Here is a 12,671-nt window from a genome sequence, read left to right as displayed (position 1 = left end):
GATTGTTAATGGTTAAAACTGATTAACCATTACTACGATAAACCGTTTTAATTAAATGGTAACCAAATTGGGTTTTTATAGGTCCATGCACTTCTAAAATAGGTCTTCTGAACACTACATCATCGAATGCTTTTACCATATCACCTTTATTAAACTCACCAAGATCACCACCTTTTCTTTTTGATGGGCAGGTAGAATACTGTTTAGCTAACTTTTGAAAGTTATCACCTTTGTCTAATTTCTGTTTAATTTTTAATGCTTCTTCTTTGGTTTTAACCAAAATGTGATACGCCGATGCGCGTGCCATAACAACCTCTATGTAATTTAACCACTCTCAATACAATTATACCCTAATAATAAAACTATCGTTTTATTTCATACTTTTAATATTGATACTGAAAGTAAGTTATTTGTTTTTTATCTAATCTTATTGGTACAAAAACCTCATAGTAAGGTATGATTTTAAAAAATTAATCAACACCACTTCTAACGAAAATCATTGGTAGAAAGAATGAACTCAAAAGTAAGGAATTAACATTGAGCACGCTTTATGTGACGAACGACTGGGTATTTAACCTCTCTACTCTGACGATTTCGTTCACCCAAAGTGAACGCACAGTTACCTTAGACCCTAAACAAGCTAAAATTCTGTCCTATCTGATGAAACATGGCCAGGCTCCCGTGGCACGTGACAAATTATACTTTGAGATATACGGAAATGATCCAGCAAAATCAGATAGTACTATCAACCCTTATATATCCAAATTAAGACGACTTTTATCCCCCTCTCCTGATGCAAAAGAAAGCTACATAAAAACAATCCCTAAAGTTGGTTATCAATTTATAGTGCCATTTGTTATTGAACAACTGGAAATTGTGGAACCAACAAAAGTCGTAAGGCAAATTTCTGAAACGACACCATATTATCTGCAAACACCTCAACACAGCACGCAAAAACCGCCTGCGAGCTTTCAATACCAAAAAGTAATTTTTGCCTTTGTTGCCATATTAATTGTGATCTTAACCATTACTTTTGTTGTGACAAACCAGTTTACGAATACCACGCCTACTATGTTGAAAAGTACAAAGGTATTAGTTCATGATAAAGGCTCGGAAGGTGATTTTGACATCAGCTTTAATCAGCAGTTATTAATCTATGTGAATGAACAAAAAAGTGGCCTCAATACCATTCGGGTTAAAGATATGGATTCTGAGAAAATATCAGATTTGTATATGAGCCATGAAGGCAATATTTATTCCCCCGTTTTGTCCCCAGACCTAAGTAAAATCGTGTTTGCAAGTACCGAATCTGGGGTATGCACTATTTATAAAATGCAACTAACCGCAAACAATAGTGAATACGCTAGTGAAACACCAATCCCAATAGCCCCCTGCAGTGAAATAAATGCTTGGACAAAAATAGAATTTATTAACAATAACCAAGTTGCATTTATCTATTACAAAGACTATTCACAACCTGCAACGATCAAATTATTGGACTTGGAAAGTAAGAAATCGCATGTATTAATTTCCCCACCTCTTAATTCTTATGGAGACGTTGCCTTTAGTTATAATGCAAGATTAGACAAAATTGCATTTATCAGAAGTTTAGACAATAACAATAAATCGCTGTTCATTTACGATGTTAAAAGTACGGAGTTAAAAATGTTAACTTCATTGTCAGATTTCTCTTTTTACTTATCCTGGTTTAATAATAAAGAACTAGTCTTCATTAAAAATGATCAGGTCATACTGTTTAATACAAGCACGAAAAAAGAAACCATTATGTCAGTTCCAATCGCCAATCTTAAAAATATTGTTGTACGGAACGAAGATGTTTTTGGTAAAAAAGGAATTTGGAATCAGTGGGATATTTATCGTTTTGATATTAACACATTAACATTTACGCCTGAAATTGATTCCGATTATTCCGAATATTTACCATACCCTAAGTCTAAAGAACAAATGTATTATGCGGCTCATAAAGGTGGCAGTGTTCAAATTTGGTTAAAAAATAAAAATCAACATCAGCAGATCACTCACTTCACTGACAAAAGAGCCATAAGCAGTTTTATAGTGACTGAAGAAAATATAGTTGTTTTAAATTCAAAAACCATATCCTTACTTAATCTGGAGGGTGAGATCCAATCTGAAATTAACAATGAATATAATCTCGACAGTGTTTTACAAATTAAAGACAACGTTATCTTTGCTATTGAACAAACATTAACAGGTACTTACCTTGTTAAGTTTGAACTAGATACGCAAAAGCTGACTAAAATAAAGCAAGTTTTTAAAGCCGTATTTTCCGACGAGCTTTTTTATTACATCACAGCTGACAAACAACAGATAATCACCTTAGATAATAATGCTAACGACACTATTAACATATTTAACCTCCCTAAAAAGTTTCAGGATGGGTATTTATGGCACGTAATAAACAATAACTCTATCTTCGCTTCTGCTGATAATTGGACCATTATTGATATGACTACAGGTCAGAATAAATTTACAAATGACTTCCACTATCCTTTCGGTTACCTACATTGCAAAAATGTTGAAAACGCTTGTTTTTTTGTTGCCTTTTTACCCGGAAACACTGAAGTAATAAGGCTTAAATAAAAATATAAACGTAACACTTTTTTCAAAGTACTTATTGCTTAATTAGCCCCATACTCACTCCTACAAATTGCACAACAAACTGATTCATATTGAATAGGTGAATATTGCTTTTGGTAGGAGCTGTAATGAAAGTAATGACCGTCTTAACACTCTTGTTACTTTTATTTAGTTGGTCATCGCTTGCATATTTTGAGCGTTGTTTATTACCGCCCCAGCTGTGCGTAAACCCGCCCAATGAACCCACTACTCCACCAAAACATTTTGATCTTATTGAGCCAGAGTTAACACCATCAACGGCGTTAGCCATAGTCGAAAAAGATGATGATAAAAAAGCAAAGTCAAAAAAAACAGTGATACAAAAGAAAATCACCTTAAAAAAAGACCACTCCTAATTATGTGAATTGATTTGTTAACGCTTTAAAACCTCCTTCTATTTGCTCCCAAGCATTACTCCCAAGGTAATTTTAGGAGGAGGTTTTCCTAACAAACGTAAACATCAGGAAATGAAAATGAACGATAAGCTAAAATCCATACTCATGTGTATACCTTCAATGTGTATTATTTTGGTATTTATTTATGCTGCGTTTTATATGCAATGAAATATCGTATTTATAAAGTTATTTATTCAAAAGCAAAAAAGGCGCTTATGCGCCTTTTTTATTATTAAAAAATTATACTATTTGTGTGTATTGACGTAGTCATCAAACATTAACTTACGAATAATTGGCACCGGTGCACTACCAAAACTTAAAAACTGATTATGGAAATCTTTTAAGTTAAATTTATCACCCGTCACCTTCTTTAATTCTTCTCTTAACTGATAGATTTCTGAGTAACCTGTAAAGTAACTTGTTAACTGAACTTGTGACAAGGTTGCTCTGCGCCATTTACCTGTAGCTTCAGATTTTTCTTGGAAAGCTTGGTTGATCATCATGTCTAGTGCTTCACTTTCAGTTAAGCCATTAACTTGAATACTGTAGTCCAAAATAGCATTCATGATCACACGTAAGTTCCACTTATAATACATTAACCAAAGTTCTGGCTCATTATCGCCATAACCTTCTTCAAGCATCATACGTTCGGTATAAACCGCCCAACCTTCGACCATGGCGCCATTTCCAAAGATAGATTTAACTAAGCTTTTCGATTTATTACTATGTACTAGTTGAGTGTAATGCCCAGGAACGGCCTCGTGGATGTTAAGCACTTGCAATAACCAATGATTGTATTCTCGTAAGTAACTCTCAGCTTCTTCATCATTAAAGTTATCCAGTGGTGTGACATTGTAATATGTATTAGCTTTGGCATCATAAGGCCCTGGAGCATTAATAGAAGCACCTGCAAAGCCTCGTTGATATTCAGGCGTTTCTCTAACCACTAATGGCTTGTCTTTATCCATGGTGATAAGATCATGTTTTGATACAAAAGCTTCTAGCTCAGGAATTTGTGCACGAATGCTATCCACAAAATCGTCTCTTTTAACGTGTTTAACCGATATATGATCAATAACGGCTTTAATCATCACTAATGGATCCTTGGGTTTAACAGTTCCTTCAAAATATTTAGGCCACAATTTATCCGCAATTTTTATCATCTCTTTATGCACACGATCTTTTTCACTCAATGCTTTGTCATATAACTCATTAGCGGCATAAGCCGAGAAAATATCAAACTTAAACTTTTGCTCATATAAGTCCTTGCCAATTCGAAAATCTTTAACGTTACTGCTGTTTTCTAATTCAATCACTTTGTTATCTAACCAGCTGATATAACCTTCAATAGCTGCAACGGCATCGGTTAAACGCTGGTTAAACACTTGTTTTTGAATCTCAGGCAATGAGGAGTTTTGTACTTTTTCAGAAATCGTTTTATTAAATAATCCTAACGTGCCCTTATTTTGTTGAGCAGCTAACTTGGTGTGCGTTAACGTTGGATTTATTAAATTTTGTTGTGCAGCCTGATAATACGCAGGCACATTTTTCATGCGCTCGATTATCGTACTGAGCCTTTCATTTAGTGGTTTATAATCTGTGTTAAGTATGACTCCAAAAACACCCGCTACATTGTAATTCGACGGGTCCCACTCTCCACTTTTTAATACCGTGCTGTACCAGATCCCTGACTCTATTTGATTTTTTAAAATATAATAATCACTGGCGTTGTTAGGGCTTAAGCCTTGAGGGTGGATAGCATTTAATTGCTCAAGTTGCTGTTGATAAAACGCTAATTCTTTTTCTGCGGTCTGTTCATTTGGAATCGGTAATAAAGTGTCATATTTATAAAACCCAACATAAACCGCATAACCTGGATTTAACTGCCAAAACTGGTCAATAAAAGATTCTGCAAACTTTGAAAAAGCGATATCTTGTGTGCTTTTAGTTTGAAGTTGGGTAATCTCAATTGAATTGTCCGGCGCCGTTCCTGGCTGACACGCAGTTAAGGTGCCTGCAACAAACACACTAGCAGCAACGGAACCAACAAGGGTTAATGTTTGTTTGATTTTAGTTTTAAACAGTGAATTATTAAACGACTTATAATAAGAAGTGGATGCCATGATATTCCCGTGTATTTATTGTTTTTTATTACTCTAATAATAAACAGTAGCGGTTACTAGTAAAAACGATGAATAGCGTTAATGGTAAGGCTGTTTGGTGCTGATTAATTTCAACATAATAGCTATGTCTTTTGGTTAGTTAAAAAAACTATCCGCTCATCTTTAGTTCAGCTAAATGCAATTTCACAGCAAAATAACTGAACTAAAAACTCGAAACAAAAACCTAATCACTTAGTGAAGTTTCAATTTAGTACCCACCAAATTGCTCACCTTCCTGCTAAGTAATACTAGAATCCCTTTAAACCAGCCATGAACCGCAAACTGATGCATGTTGTACAAGGTGATATATACTAATCTAGCTAGCTTGCCTTCAATAAACATACTGCTATTAGACAGACTGCCCATTAACGATCCTACCGTACTGTATTTGCTTAAATGCACTAAGGAGCCGTAATCCTTGTAAGTATAAGTTTTTAGCGGCTTATCATTAAATGTATTGATAAGGTTGGTTGCCACAAGTGATGCCATTTGATGTGCGGATTGCGCTCTTGGTGGAACCCAAGTACCATCCTCTTGTTTAAACCCGCAGCAATCGCCTAACACATAAATATCGCCATCTACTGTACTTTTTAACTCCGGTGTCACTAATACTTGCTGCGCACGATTAGTTTCAAATAAATTTAACTGCTGTAAAAAATCGGGGGCTTTAACGCCAGCGGCCCATACCATTAAATCTGCTTCTATTAATTTGTCATCGCTAGTGACAAATCCAGATTTTTCAGCTTTTGATACTCGAGTAGACTCTAATACTTGAATACCAAGTTTTCGTAAAGCACCACGAGCAGAGTTAGCTATGCGTTCAGGTAAGGCTGGCAATATGCGTTCTCCAGCTTCGATTATCGATATGCTTAGACGTTCCGCTGACATGTTTGGCATCCCGTATGAGCGAGCTAAATTGGCAATATGATGTAACTGTGCCGCCAACTCCGTTCCGGTTGCCCCACCACCAACAATAGCAACATTAAGCGTTTTCTGTGTATCATCAACTTGATTGAGTTTAAGCAGTTGATTGAGCAGTGCTTTATGAAATCTCTCAGCTTGCGCCAAAGAATCTAAAAAGTACGCGTACTCACTGATCCCTGGCGTATTAAAGTCATTACTTACACTGCCAATCGCCAATACTAAGTAGTCATATTTAATGTGACGTTCAGGTATAAGTAATTCACCTTCACTGTCAAATACAGAATCCAACTTTATAGATTTATTAATTGGGTCAATATGACTCATCGAGCCTAATTGGAATTTATATTTAAAACGCGCAGCATGGATTTGGTAATCAACACCGTCTGAGTTTTTGTCGATAACCCCCGCGGCAACTTCATGTAACAATGGTTTCCAAACATGCGTAGTTTGGCGGTCTACTAACGTAATCTCCGCCATTCCTTTTTTACCTAAGGTTTTGCTTAAACGACTAACAAGCTCTAAGCCACCCGCACCTCCGCCTACAATGACAATTTTCTGCATGATATTTCCTAAAGTTTAAATAAAAGGAGGTTGCGCCTGCGGTGAGTAGGAGAAGAGAAGATGTGCTGTATGAAAAATAACGTTGAATCGAGAACACAATGACCGCAATTAAATTAAGCAATGAAATGATTATGACTTATTTAATTAAAATTAACTACCAGAGCCAAGCAGCTATCATCTTAGTTCTGTGTGGAAATATGTACAATATAAAACAGATTGATTGAACGGCGTTACCACTATTATTTACTATTGTTTTGTTTATTTCTATCATTGAGAAATTCCCTTAAATCAGGCGTCGGTTGGCATCGTACCGTTCCACCAAATAAACCAGACATAACAACCACTGCAGTATTTAATGCATTATCACAGATGACTTTCGAAATTCGAGGTGCGCCCATTGTTCCTGTGTTATCTATGCTATTACCAAATTGCGGTACCGCTACTGCTTTATGTTTGGTCGCAACAATTGAGCTACTGCCGTTTGGAAAACGTTGATTCATCGATATCGAATCTTGCCATTTGGATAAATACTTTTTACTTGCCAAGTTTAACTCTGCAATATTTATAGGTGTTGCCGGTTCCGGTTCATTAACATCAGATTCTACTTGTTGATTATGATTGCTTTTCTCAAGGTCAGTCGTGGAATTCAGTTTAGAAATTAACTCTTTTTCTGTTGCTGTGGATATCGTTTTTAGACTTTGTATTTTTATTTCTTCATTTTTTACTTTTTGAACTTCAGGAATTTGCAGCTTCATAAAATCAGGTTTACTAGACATCGTTTTATATACTAAACGAGCGTTGATGATAGGAGTATTAGTATGATTATTAGGATATTCCACACGTACTTTAATGATGTGATGAGAGGCCAAAAAAAACAGCGCCAAGTGGAACAAAATAGAGATTAATATAGGTTTAATATACCGACGGCTTGCTCTGGATTCCATTCTCATCCTATTAAGTTATATAAAACCTAATACTCATATTGGCTTAGTTATTGAGTTAGTATTTTGATTAGCTGCTCCTTAGTTAATTAATAAGTTATTCGGGTAAAATCCAAAAAGCTGACTATTAAGCAAAGATTATCCGCTAAGTATAAGTAAGGCTATGAACAAAGCATAAAGTTCAAACATAGTAGTTTTCAATTTAATCTTCATTAAATTAAAGTAACTCACTTATCTATAAGCAAAAAAAAGCCCTTTTATTGTTGAAAAAAAGGGCTTGGTATTAATATTTAATTCTTTGCTTAAACTAGCCAAATATCTTTTTAAGTTTTTCTTTGGCTTTACGTTCTAACTCTTTTCGTTTTTCTTCCGCCTCAGCTTTTGCCTTAGCCTCTGCTTTGGCTTTTTCAGCTTCAAGCTTGGCTTTAGCTCTTTCTTCTTCTGCTTTTAATTTCGCTTTTTCAGCTTCAAGTTTTTCTTTAGCTCTTTGTTCTTCTGCTTCAGCTTTAGCCCTTAATTCTGCTTCTTTCGCCGCCGCTTCAGCTTTTAATTGATCTTCATAACTTGAAAGCTTAGCTTTACCTAATTTTTCTAATGCTTTGCCTTTATCTTTTAAGCTGCCTTCCGTTAAATTAAGCGCTTTTAGTTGCTCAGTATATTTTCCGCCATAAGATAAAAGTTTATCGTTTAACTTTTCTTTAAGTTTGTTCTCAAGTTCAGCTTGTTTTTCATCTAAACGCTGATCAAACGCAACTTTCAACTGATTATCTAAGTCACTTTTTAATGAAACACTTGGACTAGTTACCGCACCTTCTGCTGACATTGAAACCGTGAATTGCTCTACACTTTTAAGTGCCGCAACCATTTCTTTAGCAAACGTATTTGTTTTTTTACTACCAAACTTGGTTTGGTTGAAAAGGCCTTTACCCACTAAATTCATTTGTTCATCAACAAAAACAACCTTTCCTTGAACATTCGTATTACTCGAAAGCAGTGTTAACCCAGCTACTCCTAGTTTTAAATTATTCAATTGCCACTGTTTTAAATCCAAACTAAACGAATCTGAGCCTGTTGAGGTTCGGTGATCTAATACCCCCGTAATAGCTAAGCTAGATATATCTTTAAGGTTTTGTCCTGTAACCCATAACTTAATCGGAGCATTAATGACATCTTGTTGCTGAGTGATATCTTGCACCTTTACAATAACCTGACCCAATGACCCTGAATCTTGTGGGAATTCAGGTAGAGTCAAACTAAAACTTAACGTTTTTATCCAGAAATCAGGCAATGGATTATCCGACTTAAAGTACACCAAACGACCGTTTAAACGTTGGTCCAATAACGCTTGCTTTTCAGCTTTAGCTTCATCATCGACTAATAAAGGTCTTAACTTTTCATAATAACTTAAAGCCGTTTCTGCATATCCACCAGCGTCTTCTCCAAACAGTAACGCGGCTAAGTTACTTGCCCCAACGCCATCTAAGGTATACTTACCCTTTAAGTTAGTTAAGTCTTGTTTTGGCGCATCTTTAAGTTGAGACCACTTTTGTTCTAAATCAGCTTTACCATTCTTAACAGCCATTTTGGCGTCTGCAATGGCCTGCTTGTCCTTTTTAAATTGAGCTTTTAACGCATCGAATTCTTTTTTCCGTTGTTTAAAGTCGTCCACACTTTTGAATTTACCTTTTAATATACGATTTAAATCTGCTTCATAATTTTTAAGGCCTTGTTCGTTGGGTAAGCTAGATATCGCATCATCAATGGCTTTTTTATGTAGCTTGTAGGCACCTTCAAATGCTTCACCGTGTACACTGGTTAATAACGTCTCACGATTAAGGATCTCGTCGGCAGAAGGGAGAACTTGACTATCAGCGGTTGAGTCAGATTCGGTCACATTTTCAGTCGCGCTGTCCTCGTCTAATTTATCTTTTTCAACTTCCACTTGCTGTTCATTTGAATCAAAGCTTAATGCACCAGAGTATTGCCTTGTTGTTCCTATCCCAACACCAGACAACTTAACATCAGGAATGATGATATGACCCAATAATAACGGGAAAGGCTCTAAGGTAGCCACCGCAGTGTCGAAGCTGACCAAGTTTTCCATTGGTGCATCTTTATCAGCAACTTGCACTCCTGTGATGGTCAACGACAATGGACTAAAACCTAAACTTATCTCTTCAACATTAACCTGAGCACCAACCGCTTCACTGCCATACTTTTCAACCGCCATTTTCATTAACGGTCCTATTGCTAACAACCATAACGCAGCAATAAGTCCAACAACAACGACAAAACCAGCTAACCCTGACCATCGAATCCATTTCATCATGATAGCTCTCCCAGTTTTTCGTAAGCTTTATAAAATTTACTCGCTTTAATCATTTTACTGATCTGCAACTTCTCGAACCACTTCATTAAACGCTCACGGTAAACACTTATGATTATTCTGCTTACGATTACCATAGGGATAAATAACACGGATGCGGTAACCACGCTGCCTAATAATAATGTGTGGTTAAATTTGAAAGCTCGCCAAACATCGCTTTGATATAAACCGGTCCATAAAGATGTTAGTTCTGGATTGTTAAGCAGTGACTCACCAACTGATATCATTAAAGGGTCGACAATAAATGCAATTAACGTGAAGACCGCACTACCTAAAAAGAATGCGCCAAGGTTTACTCGGATAACACATACTAAAAATAAAATAATGAGATTATGTAAACTAAAAAATGGGGTTAAACCAACAAAAAGTGCAAATGCAAAGCCAAGCGAAATTTGCCCAGGAGATGCATCACCATTAAGCAGCTTGAGAAACTTGGCCAGTAAATTGAACATGAAAACATCCTTACCTTTATTAGTTAAATAGCGTGTAGAGCATTATTGATTGATTCCAATCGTGATGAAAAGACTTACTGCAACTGATTAAATATCAAAGATATATGTAGATCAACCACTCAAATTATTATGTTTATTGTAAACGGACTTTGAATAAAAAGATCAAACATTTACTTTATATTTAAGATCATTCACTTCATCACCGGTCATGCCTCGAAATCCCCATTGGTGCGGCGCTTGTTCTTTTATCGTGATCTCTATATCAACAGGTGAAATGGATAACTCTCGCTCAATATCGATAAAAAGAGCGTTAATTAATTGTTTCTGAGTTTCAACTTTGCGCCCCGTCATCATGTTAATTTCGATGACAGTATAGGCATTACTACGGCCACTAGGATAATAAAAGTCGTCACATTCCATAGGTATAAAACGTTGTGCTCTTTTATCTTCCGACATACCTAACACCTTTGACATACATTGATGGATAACGTCTGAAAGTTGTGCTTTTATTGGGTTTAATTTTTCTTTAATTCCATAAATAACAATCATAGTAATTCCTTTTAATTAAACAGCAAAATCAGCTGATAGAAACCTTATCTGATTAAGACATTTCGGTAAGCAGTTGCTCACACCAATCCGCGATGCGTTTTTCAGTTAAGTCATATTGGCCTTCATCATCTAAAGCCAGTCCAACAAAATGAGATTTATCTGCAGTTAATGCTTTGGATGCAATAAACTCATAATCATCCCCATTTGGCCAATATCCAATTGGGCTAGCACCTTGGTTTATACACACATCATGTAACATACCTAAGGCATCCTGAAACCACTCAGCATAACCTTCTTGGTCACCAAGCCCAAACAAAGCTATGGTTTTACCATTTAAGTTTAAGTTTTCAACATCGTCCCACTGGCTTTCCCAATCTTCCTGCAGTTCACCAAAGTCCCAAGTAGAAATCCCAAAGATTAAATAATCAAACCCTTGACTTGCATCCACTGCGTTCTCTAATGGCGTATCTTTAATGTTAAAAATTTCCACCACAGGGACATCAAATAATTCATTTAATTTAGTTTGGATTTTTTCAGACGCAATTTCGGTATAACAGGTGGTCGAACCGTAAAACAAGCCAATTTTCATATCATACTCATTGGAAAAGAAATTAGGGTAAAGTAATAACAAAAGTTATTACTAGGAAAACGGCGGCAAGTTTAGCAAAATGCTAATTACAAAACACGCCTAGGGATCATTAAATTTAGTGTTAAATTTACAGCAACAAAACGATGTTAACATTACCCTCTTTTTAGAGCACCTTTGGTTAGAAAAGGGATTGAGTGATAATACGTTAGCTGCTTATAAAAACGATCTAAACCAATTTAATCTTTACCTCGTTGAACAAAACTTATCATTAGCTAATTGTGAAGAAAGTGCCATTGAAGGTTTTGTTGCCCAGCGAATCGACAAAGGGGTTAAACACAGGTCTAACGCCCGCGCGTTAAGTGCTATCAAACGTTTATTCAAATATTTAATCGTACTCAAGGTCAGAGAGGATAACCCCACAGCGTTAACCAAAGCACCCAAGCTTGGTAAAAGCATTCCCAAAGTATTGTCTGAGCAAGACGTGACAGCATTGCTAACCTGTCAGAATTTAGAAATACCAATCGAATTTAGAGACAAAGCTATGCTGGAACTACTCTACGCTACAGGTTTGCGAGTTACCGAATTAATCAGTTTACGCCTTGACAATATAAGTCTGACTCAAAATATTGTTCGCGTTGTGGGCAAAGGCCAAAAAGAACGTTTAGTACCCATGGGAGAAATAGCCGCAGATTGGTTACAAAAATACATTAGTTATGAAAGACCACAATTATTAACACACGACTCTGATGTATTATTTCCATCAAGGCGTGGCAACATGATGACCAGACAAGCTTTTTGGCATCGTATAAAATTTTATGCATTAATGTCTGGGATTAAAGTACATTTGTCCCCACATACATTACGTCATGCTTTTGCGACGCACTTACTCAATCACGGCGCTGATTTGCGAGTAGTTCAAATGTTATTAGGCCATAGTGACCTTTCAACGACACAAATTTATACTCATGTCGCTAAAGAAAGGTTAAAATCTTTACACTTAGAGCATCACCCCAGAGGGTAAGTCCTTTCATAATTGTGTTAATGTGGACAATAT

Annotated in this window: 11 protein-coding genes; 3 read left to right on the top strand and 8 right to left on the bottom strand. The window is 36.1% G+C overall.

Annotated elements, in window-relative coordinates; genetic code table 11:
* Positions 1 to 22: 22 nt before the first annotated feature.
* Positions 23 to 307: a peptidylprolyl isomerase gene (locus RT723_RS13265; protein ID WP_216056225.1), complete on the bottom strand. Its 285-nt coding sequence runs from the start codon at positions 305 to 307 to the stop codon at positions 23 to 25.
* Positions 308 to 537: 230 nt separating this feature from the next.
* Between RT723_RS13265 and RT723_RS13260 the strand changes: the two genes are divergently transcribed.
* A complete protein-coding gene (locus RT723_RS13260; RefSeq protein ID WP_315947541.1) occupies positions 538 to 2,622 on the top strand; it encodes a winged helix-turn-helix domain-containing protein in 2,085 nt (694 codons plus the stop codon).
* A 125-nt stretch (positions 2,623 to 2,747) separates the two neighbouring features.
* Positions 2,748 to 3,014 carry a hypothetical protein gene (locus RT723_RS13255; protein WP_315947539.1) on the top strand — a complete coding sequence of 89 codons (267 nt, stop codon included), beginning with the start codon at positions 2,748 to 2,750 and terminating at the stop codon, positions 3,012 to 3,014.
* Between the two features lie 284 nt (positions 3,015 to 3,298).
* Here RT723_RS13255 and RT723_RS13250 read toward each other — a convergent pair whose 3' ends face one another.
* From RT723_RS13250 to fldB, 7 genes are all read right to left on the bottom strand, one after another.
* A complete protein-coding gene (locus RT723_RS13250) occupies positions 3,299 to 5,176 on the bottom strand; it encodes a DUF885 domain-containing protein (protein ID WP_315947537.1) in 1,878 nt (625 codons plus the stop codon).
* Between the two features lie 231 nt (positions 5,177 to 5,407).
* Entirely contained in the window at positions 5,408 to 6,700 is a 1,293-nt protein-coding gene (locus RT723_RS13245; protein WP_315947535.1) for an NAD(P)/FAD-dependent oxidoreductase, read from the bottom strand.
* A gap of 239 nt (positions 6,701 to 6,939) precedes the next feature.
* A complete protein-coding gene (locus RT723_RS13240) occupies positions 6,940 to 7,644 on the bottom strand; it encodes a hypothetical protein (RefSeq protein ID WP_315947533.1) in 705 nt (234 codons plus the stop codon).
* Between the two features lie 304 nt (positions 7,645 to 7,948).
* On the bottom strand, positions 7,949 to 9,970 hold the full coding sequence (locus tag RT723_RS13235; protein WP_315947532.1) for a TIGR03545 family protein: 2,022 nt from the start codon (positions 9,968 to 9,970) through the stop codon (positions 7,949 to 7,951).
* Positions 9,967 to 10,479: a TIGR03546 family protein gene (locus RT723_RS13230; RefSeq protein WP_315947530.1), complete on the bottom strand. Its 513-nt coding sequence runs from the start codon at positions 10,477 to 10,479 to the stop codon at positions 9,967 to 9,969. The genes RT723_RS13235 and RT723_RS13230 overlap by 4 nt, the downstream gene beginning before the upstream one ends.
* 162 nt (positions 10,480 to 10,641) lie before the next feature.
* Positions 10,642 to 11,028 carry a tautomerase family protein gene (locus RT723_RS13225; RefSeq protein ID WP_315947528.1) on the bottom strand — a complete coding sequence of 129 codons (387 nt, stop codon included), beginning with the start codon at positions 11,026 to 11,028 and terminating at the stop codon, positions 10,642 to 10,644.
* Positions 11,029 to 11,080: 52 nt separating this feature from the next.
* Positions 11,081 to 11,617, bottom strand: a complete 537-nt coding sequence (fldB, locus tag RT723_RS13220; protein WP_315947527.1) for a flavodoxin FldB — start codon at positions 11,615 to 11,617, stop codon at positions 11,081 to 11,083.
* A 118-nt stretch (positions 11,618 to 11,735) separates the two neighbouring features.
* Here fldB and xerD point away from each other — a divergent pair, with 118 nt between their 5' ends.
* Complete coding sequence (gene xerD, locus RT723_RS13215; RefSeq protein WP_315947526.1) at positions 11,736 to 12,638, top strand: site-specific tyrosine recombinase XerD; 903 nt, start codon at positions 11,736 to 11,738, stop codon at positions 12,636 to 12,638.
* Positions 12,639 to 12,671 lie beyond the last annotated feature (33 nt).

It is taken from the genome of Psychrosphaera aquimarina (assembly GCF_032461525.1).
In the GTDB taxonomy this organism is placed as follows: Bacteria; Pseudomonadota; Gammaproteobacteria; order Enterobacterales; family Alteromonadaceae; genus Psychrosphaera; species Psychrosphaera aquimarina.
Note: the sequence above shows the minus strand (reverse complement) of the source record. Positions and strands in the feature narration are given on the sequence as shown.